Below are 18,846 nucleotides of genomic sequence, written 5' to 3' on the forward strand. Positions count from 1 at the left end.
GGACGATCGCGACGACATCGAGTTGCCGCTGTGGCCGTTCCAGGACCTACGGGTGGCCTCCGGGATGCTGCTCGGCGCCGAGGACTTCCATGTGATGTTGGGCAATCCGCGCGGGAAGATGCGGCTGCACCAGGCCTGGCTGCACGGCTCCGGAGTCGTGTGGGGCCTCCGGGTCACGAAGGACGACACGATCATCAAGGTCAGCGAGGGCCTCGCTATCGACGGCCACGGACGCGAGCTGCGGGTCGAGGCACAACTGTGCCGGGATCTGCAGCCCTGGGCGAAGGACTGGCTGGGCCGGCATCGCGCCGGGTCCGGTCCGGGTGGATGCGGCTGTAGCTCTTCGGAGAGTTCCGGCGACTGCGGATCCCAGACGCATGACGCGTCCGCGTACGTCGTACTTCGCGCTGAGTTCTGCCTTGACCGCATGGTTCCCGCTCTCGCCGATCCCTGCGACACTGCGCGCGAACACAACGAAGCCTCGAGAGTCGTGGAGACTGCCTGCCTGGACTTCGTCGAAGAGATCGGTGAGTGGGAGCCGTACGAGCGCTTGCGGGCACTCTTCGGCCTGAAGCAGGACAGCGAGCACGCCGCACCAGGTGGAGCGGCAACTCGTGCCGCCGAACGGATCGCGGCCGCACGCCCCGACCAACGCGCGAAGGTACTGCTCGACGAGGCACGATGCCTCGCTGCCGCTGATGTCTGCGAGCTCGAGCCGCCGATCGAGACAGGTCGATCGCAGCTGGACCTGTTTCCGGTCGAGCCGTCTGCGGTTCCTGTGGTTCTTGCCCGACTCGAGCTGAAGGTATCGGACGATGGTTGCGCCGATGTCGCCGACAAGATCGACATCTGCGCGCGCCGGGCGATCCTGCCGACCAGGACGATCCAGGACCTGCTCTGCGGCGACGTCTTCGGAGCAGGCTCGGCGGCAGTCGGTCGTGGTCCGCACCTCGACGGCGACCTGCTCTGGGCGCCCGATATGAAGCAGTTCCAGTTCCGGCTGACCAAGCCCGCCGCACCCGGATCGGCCGAGCGTGCGGTCGAAGTGAGCGCGCTGTCCCGCCGTGGTCTGGGCTGGGCTCGTGAGCAGATTCGCCAGATCCGGCTCGCCGACGACGGCCTGACTGTGTACGTCGACCTCGAGCACGCACCGTCGTATGCGATCGTGCGCGTCATCATCCGCGGGACCGGCCGGACTCCGTTGTACGGAAAAGATCCGCAGGTGCCATTCGCCGGCCGCGCCGGCGAGCCGCCGGGCCTACCGGACGATGGACGGGACGCGGTCATCACTCAGGTCTTTGCCCAGCTCGAATCCACCGTCGAGGAGGAGAAGTGACCACGACACCGGAGCTCTCCGCGCCCGGCCTGACCACCAAGCCGGCGGCCGCACCGCCCGGCGCGTTCGACCGCCTGTCCGCCTTCGACGGTCTGTTCCTGCGTGCCGAACACGTCAACCTCATCGGGAACTACGCAACCGACCTTGCCTTCACCGTCGGTGCTTCGAGCGGTCCGGGCATCGTGTACGGATTCGACGTCAGCCTGGACGACTACGACCTCCGAGTTTCCGTCGGTCTCGCGCAGATGACGGATGGGCGTCCGCTTCGAACCACCGCAGTACTGTCGGCACGCATCGACAACCTGGCGCTCACAGCGGGGCGCTACTTCGAAGTCGGATTGAAGTGTGGTTCGTGGCCGCACGGTGACGAGGCCGTCCAGGGTCTGCTGTGCGACGCACCCTGCGCGAGTGACGGAGGGACCAGGCGTACGGCGCGTGCCTACGAGGGGCCGTACCTCGTCATCGAGCCAGTTGACAGCGAGACCGAGCTGGCCCAACAGGTCTCGGCGCATCGTTCCTGGTTGGCGTCACGGCTGTTCCGCCGGGAGGAAGACCAAGCCCGACGGTTCACTTCGTCCTTGCCAGCGCAGTGGACGCCTAACGTTGCTGAGCGAGCAAGAGACGTCGTACCGCTGGCCTTGCTTCTTCCGCCGATGGGTGGATTCGACTGGCAGGTGGACCAATGGAGCGTACGTCGTGACAAGGGCGCCCCGCCGCCCGCGCGGTACTGGGAGTGGCAACTCGGCATGCGCCCGAGAGACGTGTTCATCGCGCAGGTACTGCAATTCCAGGTCCAGCTGAACGACATCCCGCGGGGAACCGATCTGCACCGCGATGTACAGACGCTGACGGCGTCGATGAAGGCGGCCGAGGACTTGCAGCCAGGCGAGCAGCTGGATGAAGCGCTCGGTGAACTGGGACGAAAGCTTACCGATCTCACGGAGCGCCTGTCCGGCCTGGAGCAGGCGCCGCCGCGTGCCGCCGGAGAATCGCCTGGGCCGGAGTTCGTCGAGCTTCCCCCGGCCGGCTTCGTGCCGTGTACCGGCGTACCGCTCGAAGGCATCGGCGCAGCAGTCGAGTATCTTCTCGACTGCCCGGGCTACGTCCGCAAGGTCTGCACCTGTGCGCCCGGTGACATTGGCGCACGCTTCGCTGCCGCGCAGCACCGCGACCGGATCGTCACCCCGCGATCGTCGAACAAGATGGCCGGCGTGATCGACGTCTTCGTACCCGTGCTGAACGGCGAGCCGGCGTACGACTGGGTGCTCTTCACTCGCGCCGAAGAAGTGGAATGCCCGGAGCCTGAGCAGCCGGAACCCGCACTAGACCTGGTGGCTGTCAAGGTGCAACTGGAGAATGAGACCGTCGAGGACCTCGGCAGCCTGACCTATCCGGCGCGTGCTTGGCAGGTACCAGAGGACGGCGCCGAGATCTTCGCGCGGGTCCGGGGCCTCATCGGCGAACAAACGCTGCAGACCGTGCGGGCGGACGTCACGTCGGATGATCGTCGCCCGCTCGGCTATCTGCGGGCCGTCCTGCTCGCAGGCACGTTCCTCGACAACCACCCGGCCGTCCCGCCGCCAGTCGAAACAGCAGTCGCCGCCGACCAGCCAGAGACCATCACCGTCGTCCTGGACGGTCCGATCGACAACATCGCCAAGCAGAGCGCTCGACGCCCGTCCGCCCGGAAGTCCTCATCGGCCCAGCGGTCCGCCTCGGCTACCACTGCAGCGACCTCGAAGGCGTCGACCAGGCCTCTCAAAGCGGCAGCGAGCGAGAAGACCGCGGTCACCAAGCCCGACGGCAAGGTCGCGCGGAAGAGCTCCACCACAAAGAAGTCGCCGAGCCCGAAGAGCGAGCGTCGATGAGCGAAGACCACGATCCGCAGAAGGACAGACGACGCCCATCCGGGATGTGCGTCCTCCGCTCGGAGCCGTTCGACCACGGCAGGCTCTACTCGATGACGACCACCCTCGATATCAACCAACTCTCGGCTAGACGCCAGTACCACTCGACAGACATTGAGGAGGTGATGCGCACAGTGGCCAGATTCTTGAGCGACACCTCGGAGTGACAGATCTGGGCGACACGCACGGCGATCACCGAAGTCGACCTCACGTTGCGTCGGATGCACCAGGCCGTCGGAAGAACACCACAGCACCGCAATCGCAGCCATGGACAGACGACACGAACAAGACCACTTCCGCCAGTCGGGCGATCAATTCAAGCGAAAATGGTAATGAATCGACTGGTGACGGCGAACCGAAACTGGTTTGAACTCGCCCACTACGTGACCAAACTGCCCGCCCATCGAAGAACCGCTTGAAGGCATAGTGCGGCGCCGAAGCCACGCCCAAAGATCGGTGAACGGCGGCGCCCGGTCGACATCAAACCGAGAATATCACTACCTCGATACCACCCTCGGTGTTCCACGGAAACCGTCGATTCGTGCATTGAGTTCGTTGTCAGTGCAAGCGGTGGCGTCCAATTCAATATCGATTTGTTGTGCTGAATATTTTGGCGCGCGTCGCAACTTGCGCGGGAGAAGGGGGAGACACGATGAGGACAACAGGCACCGATCAGGGTCACGCACAGCCAAGGCAAAGCAGCCGTCGGGCACGTACGCCCCATGTGCCGTCGATTGCTCAACGCGCCCACACATACCTGGATCCCCGCGTGGCGGCCGTGATCGTGATCCTGTGCGCGTCACTGGTCACCGCCTGCTCATCCGGTGCGAACCACTCCGCTGTCTCGCCGCACACGGAACTACCATCCTCAGGGGGCCCGACTGAACCAGGCTCTCCGGTCACAAAACGTCCAACCGGAAGCGGGTGGCCATCTACCGCATCCCCGACGCCGTCAAGGAGAACCGGATCGACGGCTCCCTCATCGCGGCCGCCTTCTACGCTTCGGACCTACAAGCCGAACACTGTCTCGCCAACCACCAAACCTACGCGCCCCGCCAAGAAACTTGTATCGCTCGGAAACATCGGCGTTCCTAGTGTCGGCAGTACGCACCCGAATCAGTCCACCGGGCATTTCATCCCCAGCACCACCCCGCACTGCATCCTGATCAGCAACGTGAGCCTGCCCCCGATCCCGGCGATCAAGATCGTGAGCGTCAGTTTCCATGTCGACCAGGCCGGGTCCGGCACTGCAGGCCCGTTGCATTTCGCCGATCACAACACCGACCAGAACTGCGGCTGGCTCGAGGGCTATGCGCCGCAACCTTTGAGTGTCCGCTCCCCCACCTGCGCGGGAGTGACCTTGCCGACCTTGCAGCCAATGACCCAGAGCCAATTCGGGAGTCCAGGATGCGTGCTTCGGCTGGATGTCCCGGAGCCAAGAAGTGACGTTCAGAGGATCGGCCACTTCACCTTCACCCTCCAGACGCAGTGTGTCGACCGCGTCGTCGCACCGTGCGACCTCCTGACTGAGCAACCGACGGCGAATCACCCCGTGACCGTCCGATGGCGCCCCAGCCCCTTCTATGTCGCGGCCTGTGGCCCTGCCTTCGACCACGGTATCGAGCCCATCGCGGCACGAGGGGAATGCCCCAGCAGGTCCCCCTCGGCTTCACCGTCGTCGTGAGCCGATCGCCCCGCCGGCGTCGGCCTCCGACGCCTCGGACGGACCGCTCCGCAGGACAACCAGTGCCCGCGGCCACGACGGCTGCCAATGGCCAGCTAGCGGCGACAGCGGGTCCGCTCAATGGCATCCCGTCTGACCCGGCTGCCGCAGGGTTGAGCCGGCTGCGGCTCGCGGTCACGGTCTTGGGGCCAATCACCATCGTGACGGCGCTTCTGTACTACTACGGCTATGTCACCACGTATGCGGAGTATGCCTACTTCGGCGTGGATGTCGAGCTTCTCGACTACTCGAGCGCTGACTACGTTCTGCGGAGTCCGGCTTCCTTGTTCGTACCGCTGTTAGGGCTCTTAGTCCTCGTCGGGTTGGGTTACTGGATGCATGTGAGCCTCGCTGGCTGGGATCTGCAGGCCACGCATGCGCGCCGTGCCAGGATCGTCTTCTGGGCGGCCATCGTCGGAGCCGCCGCTCTCTTGTTCCGGGCGACCCTAGGCATCGTTGACGGGGATCTCTCCGCCCGCGAGTTGATCGGAACGACCCCCGCAGCACTGGCGCTAGGCACCATCGTTGCCCTGTATAGCTTCCAGTTCCGACCGGCGAGGCGACCCACTTCAAAGCCGGATCAGACTTCGAATGCGACCTCAACGGTGGCCTGGGTCATCGGCTGGTGCATCGTGATCGCCAGCCTGTTCTGGCTCGTCAACAGTTTCGCGAGCGCCTATGGCCGCGGGCTTGGCCAGGACACTCAAAAGGGTCTGACCGACCAGCCTCAGGTCATCCTCCACACCCGCAGTCAACTCGTCGTGGAGGCGCAGGGCCTGCACCCCCCGGACATTCTCTGCGAAAGCAGTATTGACTCCAAGGAGTACCCCTACCGATACATCAACCTCCGTCTCTTAGCCACATCGGGAGACTCATACCTTCTCGTTCCGGTGACCTGGACCAAGGCCAGGGGGATCGTGATCATGGTGAAGAAGAGCGATGCTTCGCTACAACTCATGGACTGGCCAGGCGTGCAGCCATGTGACACATAGCAGCCACAGCTCGGACGCTAGGGCGCAGCGTTGTCCAGCCTCGAGTCATCCGTAGCGCCTCCCAGCCGAGGCGGGCCAGTTGTGTCCAGCAGAAGTGTTGACGGCGTGGTGGTGGCCAGCCCGGGTGTCGACGTGCGTGCGGTCACCGCGTGATTCTTCGAGGAATCTCTCACAACCCACTCGAAGGGAAGAGCACAGCGATGACCGCGAGACCCAGTATCGACGCCTGCTGAGTTCCTGCACGGGCATCTGGAGCAGGCCAATGGGCCGACGGCCGCCGCTACCCCGGCCTCAACGTACTGTTCGCCCTCGCGCCGTTGGTCGACACGACATAACTGAGGGCGAGCACTGGCACCGCAGCTGCGTGGTGATCCATAACGAGTGCAAGATGATTCTCTTGGTGTCCTTGATAGGCTCCATTATCAGCGCCGTCGATTTCATCGGGGCCATCCTGGCAGTCATCTGGCCGCAGGATCCCGGACCGCTGCATTGCCGTCGGCTTTCATCATACTTCCAGGCCCGCCTCCCAGCAGGCCATCTAGAAATCACCCATTTCTGAAGCAGACCCTAGGAGCCGAGCTTGGATGTGACGTTGCGGTGACGGCTGGCTGAGCATCATCAGTTACTAGGGAGTGTTTCACGCAGGGACCTGGCGACCCAGATCTATCCCGCTGTGTACGGGTCAGCATGATTCACGAGGTGTGACTATGGACGAGACGATGAATGTGGTAGACCAATTCCGACGTGTCCCGGAGATACAGGGTGCCCGCCAGGAGACGCTTGAGCGAATGGCCGGACTGGCCGGAGGGCTCCTTGAGCTTCCAGCTGGCGCAGATCTGTACGCAACCGACTCCGCCAGCGACGAAGTCTTTGTATTGCTCGGGGGCTCCATCCGGCTGTGGCGGAGAGACCTCAAAGGCGAGCCGACTGTGCTGGAGACGCGGAAGGCACCGGCCCTCGTCGGCGAGGCAGCCGCGCTGGATGGCGGTCTCCGAACCGTAACTGCAACGGCCGAGGATGCAGTTCGCGTGCTCCCCATCCCGGCAGACCCATGGCGCGCTTGCCTCCGCGAGGACGCGGCACTCGGCCTGGGTCTGGCGAATCGCCTAGCGGCGGTCCTTCGACAAAGGCCGGTAGGTCAGGGCGAGGCTGACACAACGGTCAAGTTCACGGACCGCATTCTTCCGGCCGCGCACGATAATGTGGCCCCCGACCGGTCGCTGGTCCGGATCCTGGCTCAGCTCCCTCACGGTGGGATGGCTCACTTCGAGCTCGGGCCTGAGCAGATATCAACACCCCAACGCCATCGGACGGTTAGCGAAATCTGGTATGTCTTGAGTGGCCTCGGAGTGATGTGGAGACAACAAGACGGGGAGGCCGCGCGCGAAATCGACCTCAGGCCCGGTGTGTCGCTGACAATTCCCGTCGGCACGAGCTTCCAGTTCAAGAACACGGGTCGGGAACCTCTAGCCGCAATCGGCGTGACGATGCCGCCGTGGCCAGGCGACGGCGAAGCCTTCGAAGTCACAGGGCCGTGGACAGGGTGACGGAGCTCGCATTGCCCACACTGCTGGCCGACGCGATGAGAGCCTGCGGCCAGAACGCCCGTCGGCCTTGTCAGGGCTCGTCCGCGTCTTAGGATCGGCTTCAAGGAACTCACGGGACATGTCGGAGACGAGGCGCGTCATGCACCGTTGGCTGCATGCCGGGCTGATGGCTGTGCGTGTTGTGAGACTGCTGCTGACGCTCGGGTAGCTCTCCTAATCGTCCCCTTCGACTCATTCAGCGACAGGTCAGGCAAGACCTAGAACTTCGGCAAGGCCTTCGCTTGGACTCCTCGCAATGCTGGTAGTCGGGTCGTCCTACACACCGCAGTCGTTGGTGGGTCCTCGAGGTAAAGCAGCAGGTGTGCAGCGCCACCGTGATCGCCGCCATTACCGGATCCTCCTAGTTCTTCCCGAGCAGCGACGCTGTCGGCCCGTCCCACGAGTCACGGCTTTCACCGGGCAGCTCACGGCCAGGTGCACGACGACAATGCCATCGTGAGGTCAGACGGGCACGTCAACTGATGGATCAACAGCACACCGGCCGCGACACGCCATGCCGATCATCAGGTCGGATGCGGCAACTGCTTCGCGGCGCGCCATCGTCCATACATGCATGGCTGTCGCCGCCAAAACACCGAACGGGCCTCTGTCCGTCAGTCCGCAGGCGAAGGACCGCTGAGCGAGTCCGCGTCAAGAACAAGGCGGATTGGTTAAGGTCCGTGTCCGGCCTCGGACACACACCGACACACGCGGCGTGGCCTGATGGAACATCAGCCACCCGCTTTTGTTGCAGGAGGCACGGCAGGTTAGGTCGTCGGGTTGCGGACGTCCTTTCCTTGTTCGGCGAAGGATTTGAAGTCTTGTAGGTGTTGTTGGGATTGTTTGCGGAAGGCGCCGGGCATCAGGAGTGCTACGAGTTTCATCAGGATGCCGCTGAAGCGGAATTCGTTCTCGCTTTCCCAGAGGGTCGTTTCCGGGCCGGCTTCGGTGAGGCGTTCGCGGGCGGCACTCCACATGCCCTCGCCGACGATCTCGCGGTCGAAGTGAACGACGCTCGTGGCGGGGAGGTCGCGCAGGTCGGCCGGCTCGCGGCGGGTGATGGTCTCGATGCCCTCGAACTTCCGCTGGTCCATTTCCATCACGACCCGCGACTTGGTGCCGACCTGCCCGTCCTCCCCATTCAGCGGCTCGTGCAGCACGAAGCCCCGTAGCCATTTCGGCCGGTGGGCCGGGTCGGCGAGCAACTGGACCACTTTCTCCCGCGGCAGGACGATTTCGATGGAGACTGTGTATTTCACTCCTGTCCTCCCAGGTGTCGAACAACTGGAACGATGCCGCTCCGCCCCTGCCACGAGCCGTGCTCCGAAAGCGGCCGGAACCGGAGGGTGGCGAACTCGTGATGGAAGTCCCTGCGTCGGCGTTCGGCCATCGCGGCCGCATGACGGTCGGGCTCCGGGCCACTGCTGTGGCCGTGCACCATCTCCTCCATCTGTTGCACGCTCCGCCAGACGGAGAAGGTAGAGATCGTCCGGGGTGGACGCATCGCGGCCAGTGCCAGCGTGGTTCCCGGATGGTCACGCACCAGTCGCTCCACGGGCTTGCCCCACTTGAGAAACCGCGGCACCTCGAGGAGGCGCATTCGGGCCAGCGTGACCGCTACGACAGGCTCGGCAGGGTCCCACTCGCCCGCCCTCGCGGGCAGGTCGGGTAGCGCCGCAAGGCGCGACCAACGGCGGAGGAACTGCATGCGCACGTGCCATCCCGCAGCCAACTCCCTGCCCAACGGATGATCCGCTAGAAACGTCACGACCGCCGCCTCGTCCTCCCACCGCGCGAACATCGCCATCCGACGCAGCTGCATCCGGTCCGGCGAAACAGTCGGGGCACCGAGGCGCATCAGCGCGAGGCACTCGGCGTACCTCAACCCGGGCGCAGTCGGCGCCTTCCACAGGGCTCGCGCCGTCGTCGCCGGACGGAGCTCCGCGAGGTGGAACGTGAAGATCGTCATCGTTCGGCAACTGTCCCACGACCGAGGCCCCTCGGCCCCAAGACAACCCATAGCGCTGACCTGTTGTGACCAATAATGTTAGTGACTAACATTCATGACATGGGAACACGAAGCGAGCGGACGCGGGAGCGGTTGCTGGCGGCGGCGATGGAGTTGTTCGCCGAGCGTGGGTACGACGCGACGAGCGCCGGCCAGATCGCCGCACGGGCCGGGGTCACAGAGATGACGTTTTTCCGGCACTTCCCCAGCAAGGCGAGCCTGTTGATCGAGGATCCGTACGATCCGGTGATCGGCGCCGCGATCCGCCGGCAACCGGCAGGCCTCGACCCGATCACCAGGACCGTTCGAGGAGTCCGCGCGGCCTGGCGGGAGCTTCCACCGCCAGCTGTCGAGGAGGTCCGCGTGCGGCTTCGGATCGTCGCGCAGACGCCGGCGTTGCGGGCGAGCATGGCCGGCGGTACGGCGGCCACCGAAGCGGTGATCGTGGACGCCCTGACGAGTGGCGGCGTCGGCCAGTTCGAGGCGAAGATCGCCGCGGGAGCGGTCATGGGCGCGCTCAACACCGCGTTGCTCGAGTGGAGCCTGACCGCGGACGACGATCTCGGCGGAGCGATCGACACCGCCCTCGATGTCCTGGCGGATCGTCGTGACTGAGTACGTGGTCGAGGCACGTGCATTGTGGCGCACCTTCGACGACGGCACCGGAGCTCGTGGGGTCGACCTCACCGTCGCCCCGGGCGAGATTCACGCACTGGTGGGGCTGAACGGTGCCGGGAAGTCCACGCTGATGCGGCTCCTGCTCGGAATGCTCGCGCCGACCGCCGGCACGGTGACCATCGCGGGCCGCCGAGGCGACCAGATCGACTGGAGCCGGGTCGGCCACCTGGTCGAGTATCCCCTCGCCTACCGCGAGCTGACGTGCCGACAGAACCTGGCCCTCGGTGCGCGGCTGCACGGCGTACCGGCCGGAGAGATCACCCGCATGGTCGACGCCGCGATCGTCGAGCTAGGTCTCAGCCAGTACGCCGACCGACGTACGGGCAAGCTGTCACTCGGAAACCGGCAACGGCTCGGCCTGGCCTCCGCGCTGCAACACAAACCACGACTCATCGTCCTGGACGAACCCACCAACACGCTCGACCCGGCCGGCGTCATCCTCCTGCGCGAGGCGCTCCTGCGCCGTGCGGACGCGGGCGCGGGCGTCCTGGTCAGCAGCCACCACCTGGACGAGGTCGCGCGCATCGCCCAGCGGATCTCGGTGCTGAACGCCGGCCGGATCATCGGCACGCTCGACCCGTACGGCGTGGACCTCGAGCGGGCCTTCTTCGACCTCGTGCACCGAGACGACGTGGCCGCATGATCACCGGCCTCGTCACCGAGTTCACCAAGTTCGTCCGCGCGACCGTGGTACGTGCGACCACGATCGTCATGGTGCTCGGCATCTCGTTGATCTGTTCGTCGATGCTGCTCGCGGTCCACACCGCCGACCCGCAACTCGCCGCCAAACTCGGCCCGCTCATCGAGCCCGGCGGCTGGGCCGGCTACCTCACCACCGCGGCACAGGTCACCGGAGCAGCCGCGCTCCTCGGGTACGGTGTCGTGCTGAGCTGGCTGTTCAGCCGGGAGTTCGCGGACGGAACGATCACCGGACTGTTCGCCGTCCCGGTGCCCAGGGCAACGATCGCCGCGGCGAAGCTCGTGATCTACCTCGCCTGGGCTGTCCCAACCGCCTTCATATTAATGATCGCCCTGGTCGTGTTCGGTCTGGCCGGTGGACTTGGAGCCGTGCCCGCGGACGTCGTACCGGCGATCGGACGGCAGTTCGCGCTGACCGTTCTCACGGCCGTGATCGCGACACCGGCTGCGTGGGCGGCCACCGTCGGCCGGTCAATGCTCGCCGGGATCGGCTGCACGATCGGGATCCTGGTCGTCGCGCAGGTGACCGTGGTCGCTGGGGCCGGCGCCTGGATCCCGTTCGCGGCGCCCGCGCTCTGGGCGATCAGCGGCGGCGCCGACGTCACCGGGGTTCAGCTCGTGCTCGTCGTACCGACACTCCTCATCAGTGCCGGACTGACGCTGCGATCGTGGCAGCGCCTCCAACTTGATCGGTCGTAGGCTGGAAAAGTGCAGTACACCGACTGGGGTGAGCGCGCCGCTCGCTGGTCCGGAATCCGCAGCGAGACAGTCGAGGTGCGCGGCACGAAGGTGCACTACTTGATCACCGATCAGGCTCGTACGGCGAAGCCGGTGCACCTGCTCGTGCCCAACCCGGCCAACAGCGCGTCGAACTGGCTCGACGTGCTCGCGGAACTGCGACCACACGCGCACGCCATCGCAGTAGACCTCCCCGGAACGATCGCCGGCCACACCACGCTGCCGAGCCGGCGCGCGGCAAGGATCGAGACCAACGCGCTGTTTCTCCGCGACTTCGTGGACGCTCTCGGGCTCGAACGGGTCGTGGTCCACGGCTGGTCCGCCGGCGGAGCAACCGTGTTGCTGTTCGCCGACCAGGCACCCGAACGGATCGACAGGCTGGTGTTGGCGACGCCGGCACTTCCTCCCCCACTGAGCGATCGCGAGGCGCGCTGGTGGCGCACAGTCGGCAGGGTGGCGTTGGTCGTCGTCCCACCGATCGCCGTGGCGGTGCTCCGCGTTGCCGGGCGGCGGATCCTCGCCGCGAAGTTGCGCGTCCTGGACGATCCCGCGTCGATCGCGAGCAGCAGATGGAACACCGGTGGCGACTTGACGAAGATGTCGCCGGAGATCGCCGAGCTGATGCGCGACGAGATGTCGGCGGTGGAGCCCAAGCGTTTCGCCCGCGCTATCACGGTGTACGCCTCGCTGATGTCGCTGATGTTCGTCCGGCGGCGACCCGTGCTCGACGCGATGCGCCGGGTCGAGTTGCCGACTCTCCTGGTCTGCGGCGAAGAGGATCGCCTGACGGCCCGCGCGTCGATCGACGACTGGACAGCGCAGCGGCCCGATTGGACAGTGCAGATCCTTCAGGGCGTCGGTCACGCTCCCCCGTTCGAGGCCCCGGCCGACTACGTGAATACGGTCTTGCGCACCGATTGAACAGCGGTTTAGTCTTTGAACGTGTGTTCAATGCGGATCGGTGACTCACCTGCTGCCGGCGGCGGCGCGGCGACGGCCGAGCGCATCCGGGACGCGGCGATCGTGCGGTTCGGGCGGGACGGATTCTCGGCCGGCTTGCGCGCGGTGGCCGCGGACGCGCAGGTGACCGCCGGGCTGGTGGTGCACCACTTCGGGTCGAAGGACGGTCTTCGCCAGGCGTGCGACGCGTACGTGCTGAACGTGATCCGGATCGAGAAGACGAAGGCGGTCACCGGAAGCGCGGCCGGGATGATGGCCCAGCTCGCGGAGATCGACGAGTACGCGCCGCTCGCCCTGTACGCGATGCGCAGTCTGCAGTCCGGCGGCGAGTTGGCGACCGCGTTCGTCGAGCAGATGTGCCGCGACGCCGAGCAGTTCCTGGCGGCCGGTGTCGAGGCCGGGACGATCAAACCGAGCCGCGACCCGGCCGGCCGCGCGCGTTACCTCACCTACCAGGGCATGGGTTCGCTGTTGCTGTGGATGTCCCTGCGGCACGGATCGCTGGAGGTCGAGGACTTCCGGACAGAGCTGCGCCGACTGTCGGACGAGATCACCCTGCCGGCTCTCGAGTTGTTCACCCACGGATTGTTCGCCGACCGCAGCATGCTGGACGACTACCTGATGTACGTCAGCGATCCGCCGGCCGGCTCCGACCAGCCGTAGTACGCCGCGACACGGCGTCGGCACCCGACGCCCCCAGACGACACATCACGCCGGGCTCTGTCCCGGAACACTCTTGAGAGGTTCAGCGATGACCGCTGCCCTGCAAATTTCCCAGCTGCACAAGTCCTTCGGGCAGGTGAAGGCCCTCGACGGGCTCGACCTGTCCGTCCCGGCCGGCCAGGTGGCCGGCTTCCTCGGCCCGAACGGTGCCGGCAAGTCCACCACGATCCGGATCCTCCTCGGCCTGCTTCGCGCCGACGCCGGGGACGTCTCCGTCCTCGGCCGTCACCCGTGGGTCCACGCGGTCGAGCTGCACCGCCGGCTCGCGTACGTCCCCGGCGACGTGAGCCTGTGGCCCAACCTGACCGGTGGCGAGGCGATCGATCTGCTCAGCCGCCTGCGTGGCGGCGCCGACAAGACCCGCAAGGCCGAGCTGCTCGAGCGGTTCGAGCTCGACCCCACCAAGAAGGGCCGCACGTACAGCAAGGGCAACCGCCAGAAGGTCGCGCTGGTCGCGGCCCTGGCCGCCGACGTCGAGCTGCTCGTCCTCGACGAGCCGACCTCCGGCCTCGACCCACTGATGGAGACCGTCTTCCAGGAGTGCATCGCCGAGGTGAAGCGGGCCGGGCGATCGGTCCTGCTGTCCAGCCACATCCTCGCGGAGGTCGAGAAACTCTGCGACACCGTGACCATCATCCGCAACGGCCGTGCCGTCCAGTCCGGCACGCTCGCCGAGCTCCGGCACCTGACCCGGACCACGATCACTGCGACGCTGGACCGCGACCCGGCCGGCCTCGCGAACCTCGTCGGCGTCCACGACCTGCGGTCGACCGACGGCACGGTCACCTTCGACGTCGACGCCGACCAACTGCCGGCCGTCGTACAGTCGCTCGGGCAGCTCGGCGTACGCACCCTGCACAGCGCTCCCCCGTCACTGGAGCAGCTGTTCCTGCGCCAGTACGGCGACGAGCTGGTCGGAGCCGAGTCATGAGCGACCGCGAAAGCCTGACCGCCACCGGCACCCTGGTCCGCTTCGCACTGCGGCGCGACCGGGTGAAGCTGCCGATCTGGATCGTTGCCATCGGCCTCGGCATGCTGTACGCCGTCAGCGCTCTGCCGACCGTCTACGCCACCCCGGCCGAACGCCAGGTCCGCGCCGAGCTGATGGACTCCCCCGCCGCGACGATGATGTCGGGACCCGGCTACGGCCTCGACAACTACACCCTCGGCGCGATGATCACCAACGAGATGGTCCTCTACCTGGCCATCCCCGCGGCGATGATGAGCATCTTCCTGATCACCCGCCACACGCGCGCCGAGGAGGAGACGGGACGCGCCGAGCTGATCCGCTCGACCGTCGTCGGCCGGCACGCCGCCACCACCGCCGCACTGCTGGTCGCAGTGATCGCCAACACCGGCGTCGCGCTGCTGACTGCCCTGGCGATGCTCACCGGCGACCTGTCGGCCGCCGACTCGTTCGCGGTCGGCATCGGCATCGGCCTCACCGGACTCGCGTTCGCCGGTATCGCCACCGTCACCACCCAGCTCACCGAACACTCCCGCGCGGCCTCGAGCCTAGCCATGGCCGTGGTCGGCGCAGCCTTCCTGCTCCGCGCGATCGGCGATGTCTCCCAGCCAGGAGGCAACTTCCTGTCCTGGCTCTCACCATTGGCGTGGGTCCAGCAGGCCCGGCCGTTCGTCGAACTGCGGTGGTGGCCGCTGCTGCTGTCGGTCGCGGTCCTGGCCATCACCGTTGCCCTCGGCTACTTCCTGTCCGTACGACGCGATGTCGGCGCCGGCCTGGTCCCACCGAGACTCGGCCGGGCCGACGCGGCACCGTCACTGTCGACGCCGTTCGGGCTCGCGGTCCGCCAGCAACGCACCGCCCTGATCGGCTGGGCGGCTGGGCTGTTCATCTTCGCCGTACCCAGTGGATCACTCAGTGACTCCGTCACCGAAGCCGTCGCGGACAACCCCCAGATGGGCGAGATCTTCACGGCCAACGGGCAGGACCCGCTCGACGCCTTCTACGCGACCATGGCCTTGTTCTTCGCCCTGCTCGTCGGCGCATTCGCGGTCACCTCCGTACTGCGCCTGCGATCCGAAGAGCGCACAGGTCACACGGAAGCAGCCCTGGCCACGTCCGTCAGCCGAGCCCGCTGGTACTTCTCCTGGCTCGGCTACACCACGCTCGCGTCGGCCGTCCTCCTCGCCATCAGCGGACTAGGTGTCGGCCTCGGCGCTGCGACCGGCGACGCCGGTGCGGGCACGATTGCCGAGGTGACGATCGGCACGCTTGCCTTCCTGCCGGCCGTCCTCGTCGTGGCCGCACTGACCGCGGCGTTGTTCGGCGTACGCCCGGCGCTGTCCACCCTCGCCTGGATCGTCGTCGCCTACGCCGTCTTCTTCGGCATGTTCGGCGCCCTCCTCGAGCTGCCCGGCTGGGTCACCGACCTGTCCCCGTTCGCCCACACCACCGCGATGCCACTCGCAGACCTTCCTGTCACCCCGCTCGTCGTACTCGCCGTCCTGGCAACAGCCCTAGCCCTTGCCGGCAGCACGAGCTTCCGCCACCGAGACCTCGAATCCACCTGACCGAGTCCGCGCCCGCCGATCCGCAGGTTACGCGTCCAGCGTGATTTCGATGGTGTGGTCTCCGTGCAGCGAGGTCGGTACGCCGGTCTCGCTGCACGGGGCGCCGTCGAGGTGGAAGGTGCGGATGACGTTGCCTGTGCCGCGCAGCGTCACCGTGAGGTTGGCGTCGCGGTAGCGCAGGCCGCTCAGGGTGACGTCGCCCCACCCGGGCGGGAGGGTTGGACCGAAGGTCAGGCCTCGGTCGGTGAACGTCATCCCGAACAGCCCGGTGTGCATCATGTCGATGTACGCCGTCGCCGACCAGGTCTGGTCCGGCTCCGAGGCCCAGTGGCGTTTCGGTACGCCGGTCGCGCCCTGGTAGCCGCCCTCGACGGCACCGGTGTTGCCGTCGTAGATTTCCCAGAAGCCGCCGCTGTCCCTGACCAGTGTCGCGAGCAGCCTGGTCTCGGTCGCGAACCCCGCCACCTCGCCGTACTTCGCCAGGCCCTTCGCCCACAGGCCTTGCACGAGCGGCCAGACGATCGCGTTGTGCCGTCCTGGCTCCGCGTCGGAGTACCTCTCCCAGTGCGGATAGGTGTCGGGCATTCCCCAGGGCATCCGCTGCGCGTTCGCGATCAGTGCTTTGGCCTGGGCGTCGTCGGCGAGCCCGAAGAGCAGGGCGAAGGCCAGCCCGGTGCCTTCCTGGTAGACGCCCGGCGTGCCGTCGGCCGTCAGTTCGTAGTTGTAGCTGCCGGTCCGTGGGTTCCAGAAGTGCTGGTTGACGACCTGTTTCATCGCGGCCGCCTTCAAGCGGTGGTCATCGCCCGGCCGGCCGAGCGCGTCCGCCATCTCGGCCGCACGCGAGTACGCGGCGTAGTACAGCACGTTGGTGCTGAGGTACATCGCCGAGACGACATCCGGGTACGACGTACTCTCGCTTCCCCGCGACTCGACACCGTCCGCCGTCGGTGCCGGGAAACCGGATACGCCGTCGTTGAAGAACGACGGACCGGTGAACAGGCCGTAGCGCGGGTCCGGGCCGAAGACCTCGGACTGCTCGCGGAGCGCGAGGGTGTTCGCGACAACGTCGTACGCGCGCCGCAGGAAGTCCCGGTCGCCGGTCACCAGATAGTGGTGCCAGGCGCCGACGGCCCAGACCACCTGATCCCACTGCTGGCTGTCCTGCTGCACCGTGAGCTTGCCGGCGGCATCCTTCTCGACCACCGCCCACAGCGTGTTCGCGGCCAGGGCCGGCGCGAGCAAGCTCGTCGCGTTCCAGCTGTTGATCGTCGCATCCCGGGTCCACGGCTGCTCGTAGCCACCACCGGCCCGGATCATGCCGACCGCCGGATCCATCAGCCCGCTCCGAGCATGGACCTCACCGAACGGAACGGTGTTGGTCTCCAGCAGGTTCGCGAGCGCGGCCTCGTAGACGGCCCCGTACAGCGCCTGGCTCTCCGGATCGGCGAACTCCAACGTCGGACGGGGGTGTGTCATCGTCATCGGGCCGTCAGATCGGCAGGGGGTCGTAGTTGGCGCCGAACGGGGCGTCCGGCCTGGCGAACTCACCCATCAGCGCGCGCCGCAAGGGCGTGGTCCGCTCGAGGAAGTCGGGGTCGTTGCCGAAACGGTCGGCCGCGCGGACCCACGGCGGGCTGTAGACGTAGTGCGTCGTGTAGCGGTCCACGTCGCCGTCGTGGCGGAAGGTGCGATGCCAGACGCCGTTGTGGAACACCAGGGCAGCTCCGGCCTCGGCGCAGATGACATGGCCGATCCCGATGTCGTCGTTGGGCTCACGGATCGTCTCAGGAAGGCCGACCCGCGCGCGGTGACTGCCGGGAATCAGCTCCATGTTGCCCATGCCGGGCACGGTCTGATCGGTGAGCAGGTACGACACGCGGAGCTGGAGCAGCGGTACCGGATAGCCGAGGTCCTTGAAGTCGAAAGCGGACGATCCGTCCTGGTGCCAACGGCCGTTGCCCGCGTGCGCCGGCTGCATGGTGTTCCAGCCCGCCTGCAGGACGAACCTGTCACCGAGCAGACCCTGCACCTTCGGCAGCACGTCCGGGTGATCGATGAGCCGCTCGAGCACCGGCTCGCTCTCGTACGTCCGGCCGATCTGCCCGAACTCGCGGTCGCGACTCTGGTGCAGCCGCTGCGACACGTCGTACGCCTCCGCGGCCTCCTCCTTGGTCAGGATGCCGGGAATCACGAAGTAACCCCACGACTCGAAGATGAAGCGGTCGGTCTCGGTCAACTCACCCTTGCCCACGACGGGATCGAGCATGGTTCGGTCCTCTTCTTCCTGCGGTTGAACTGTCTCCTTGAATCCTTTCAGGACTCAGCGCATCCGGCGCGCCGTGCGGTGTGGCTGACGTGTTGCCGATCTGAAGGCGCCCTTCGGCAGGGTCGGAGGCGGTCGGTCCGAACGGGTCGGCCGACTCTTACTCGGAGGATCGATGAAACTCACTACCCGCATCGTCGCGCTCGGCGCTCTGGTCGCCGGCGCATTCAGCCTCACCACCGTCCCGGCCTCTGCCGAGATCCAGCCTCAGGGCGACTCAGGCGTGACCCACGCCGCCGGCGGCTACGAGCGCTGCCCAGCGGGATATCTCTGCATCTTCGAATGGCGTGACGGCACCGGGCCGATGGCGTACTTCAAGAGCGGTTCGCCCGATCTCCGGCAGCAAGGCATGAACGACAGTGTCAGCTCGATCTGGAATCGCACGGACTGCTTCTGGAGCCTGTACGAGGGACTGAACTACACCGGCTGGCGCATCCACTACCTCCCGAACGACCAGTTCAGCTGGCCGGGCTGGCAGGACGGATACGAGGACAACATGAGCTCGCTGCGGCTGGAACTCTGCTGAACCACCTGGTGGGCAGGCGTGACCGTCCGCCTGCCCACCGGGGTGCTCGGGCGGGGGGTGGATCCGTGGTGGGTCCGTGGTCGGTACGGATGTGGGTTGGTGGCGGGGGCGC

General features: G+C 66.5%; 16 protein-coding genes. 12 read left to right on the plus strand and 4 right to left on the minus strand.

What is annotated here, in order from left to right:
* The first annotated feature begins 64 nt into the window (after positions 1-64).
* The 4 genes from ACQPYZ_RS19845 to ACQPYZ_RS19860 all read left to right on the plus strand — a co-directional run bounded on the left by ACQPYZ_RS19845 (position 65) and on the right by ACQPYZ_RS19860 (position 7,505).
* A complete protein-coding gene (locus tag ACQPYZ_RS19845) occupies positions 65-1,336 on the plus strand; it encodes a hypothetical protein (protein ID WP_433157909.1) in 1,272 nt (423 codons plus the stop codon).
* A 182-nt stretch (positions 1,337-1,518) separates the two neighbouring features.
* A complete protein-coding gene (locus tag ACQPYZ_RS19850) occupies positions 1,519-3,204 on the plus strand; it encodes a hypothetical protein (protein ID WP_433157912.1) in 1,686 nt (561 codons plus the stop codon).
* Between the two features lie 1,785 nt (positions 3,205-4,989).
* Positions 4,990-5,958 carry a hypothetical protein gene (locus ACQPYZ_RS19855; protein WP_433157914.1) on the plus strand — a complete coding sequence of 323 codons (969 nt, stop codon included), beginning with the start codon at positions 4,990-4,992 and terminating at the stop codon, positions 5,956-5,958.
* 707 nt (positions 5,959-6,665) lie between these two features.
* Positions 6,666-7,505, plus strand: coding sequence for a cyclic nucleotide-binding domain-containing protein (locus ACQPYZ_RS19860; RefSeq protein ID WP_433157916.1), 840 nt, complete (start codon positions 6,666-6,668; stop codon positions 7,503-7,505).
* Between the two features lie 806 nt (positions 7,506-8,311).
* Here ACQPYZ_RS19860 and ACQPYZ_RS19865 read toward each other — a convergent pair.
* Together ACQPYZ_RS19865 and ACQPYZ_RS19870 are read right to left on the minus strand one after the other, a co-directional pair.
* Positions 8,312-8,803: an SRPBCC family protein gene (locus ACQPYZ_RS19865; RefSeq protein WP_433157919.1), complete on the minus strand. Its 492-nt coding sequence runs from the start codon at positions 8,801-8,803 to the stop codon at positions 8,312-8,314.
* Positions 8,800-9,513 (minus strand): hypothetical protein, encoded by a 714-nt coding sequence (locus ACQPYZ_RS19870; RefSeq protein ID WP_433157921.1) that lies wholly within the window; start codon positions 9,511-9,513, stop codon positions 8,800-8,802. The genes ACQPYZ_RS19865 and ACQPYZ_RS19870 overlap by 4 nt, the downstream gene beginning before the upstream one ends.
* Before the next feature lie 99 nt (positions 9,514-9,612).
* Here ACQPYZ_RS19870 and ACQPYZ_RS19875 point away from each other — a divergent pair, with 99 nt between their 5' ends.
* The 7 genes from ACQPYZ_RS19875 to ACQPYZ_RS19905 all read left to right on the plus strand — a co-directional run bounded on the left by ACQPYZ_RS19875 (position 9,613) and on the right by ACQPYZ_RS19905 (position 15,885).
* Entirely contained in the window at positions 9,613-10,167 is a 555-nt protein-coding gene (locus tag ACQPYZ_RS19875) for a TetR/AcrR family transcriptional regulator (RefSeq protein ID WP_433157924.1), read from the plus strand.
* Complete coding sequence (locus ACQPYZ_RS19880; protein ID WP_433157927.1) at positions 10,160-10,873, plus strand: ABC transporter ATP-binding protein; 714 nt, start codon at positions 10,160-10,162, stop codon at positions 10,871-10,873. Before ACQPYZ_RS19875 ends, ACQPYZ_RS19880 begins: the two co-directional genes overlap by 8 nt.
* Entirely contained in the window at positions 10,870-11,628 is a 759-nt protein-coding gene (locus ACQPYZ_RS19885) for an ABC transporter permease (protein WP_433157930.1), read from the plus strand. The genes ACQPYZ_RS19880 and ACQPYZ_RS19885 overlap by 4 nt, the downstream gene beginning before the upstream one ends.
* Positions 11,629-11,637: 9 nt before the next feature.
* Positions 11,638-12,588: an alpha/beta fold hydrolase gene (locus ACQPYZ_RS19890; RefSeq protein ID WP_433157933.1), complete on the plus strand. Its 951-nt coding sequence runs from the start codon at positions 11,638-11,640 to the stop codon at positions 12,586-12,588.
* Between the two features lie 30 nt (positions 12,589-12,618).
* Complete coding sequence (locus tag ACQPYZ_RS19895; RefSeq protein ID WP_433157936.1) at positions 12,619-13,290, plus strand: TetR family transcriptional regulator; 672 nt, start codon at positions 12,619-12,621, stop codon at positions 13,288-13,290.
* Between the two features lie 88 nt (positions 13,291-13,378).
* The gene (locus ACQPYZ_RS19900; protein WP_433157939.1) at positions 13,379-14,281 is read left to right on the plus strand and encodes an ATP-binding cassette domain-containing protein; all 903 of its coding nucleotides are present in this window, start codon (positions 13,379-13,381) and stop codon (positions 14,279-14,281) included.
* Positions 14,278-15,885 (plus strand): ABC transporter permease, encoded by a 1,608-nt coding sequence (locus ACQPYZ_RS19905; RefSeq protein ID WP_433157942.1) that lies wholly within the window; start codon positions 14,278-14,280, stop codon positions 15,883-15,885. The genes ACQPYZ_RS19900 and ACQPYZ_RS19905 overlap by 4 nt, the downstream gene beginning before the upstream one ends.
* A gap of 27 nt (positions 15,886-15,912) precedes the next feature.
* On the opposite strand, the gene ACQPYZ_RS19910 is transcribed toward ACQPYZ_RS19905, so the two are convergent.
* On the minus strand, positions 15,913-17,367 hold the full coding sequence (locus ACQPYZ_RS19910; RefSeq protein ID WP_433157945.1) for an MGH1-like glycoside hydrolase domain-containing protein: 1,455 nt from the start codon (positions 17,365-17,367) through the stop codon (positions 15,913-15,915).
* 7 nt (positions 17,368-17,374) lie between these two features.
* Positions 17,375-18,151, minus strand: a complete 777-nt coding sequence (locus ACQPYZ_RS19915) for a phytanoyl-CoA dioxygenase family protein (protein ID WP_433157948.1) — start codon at positions 18,149-18,151, stop codon at positions 17,375-17,377.
* 172 nt (positions 18,152-18,323) lie between these two features.
* On the opposite strand from ACQPYZ_RS19915, the gene ACQPYZ_RS19920 reads away from it, so the two are divergent.
* Positions 18,324-18,734, plus strand: coding sequence for a peptidase inhibitor family I36 protein (locus tag ACQPYZ_RS19920; RefSeq protein ID WP_433157950.1), 411 nt, complete (start codon positions 18,324-18,326; stop codon positions 18,732-18,734).
* Positions 18,735-18,846 lie beyond the last annotated feature (112 nt).

Origin of the sequence: Kribbella sp. CA-247076 (genome assembly GCF_050942445.1) — a bacterium.
Lineage (GTDB): Bacteria > Actinomycetota > Actinomycetes > Propionibacteriales > Kribbellaceae > Kribbella.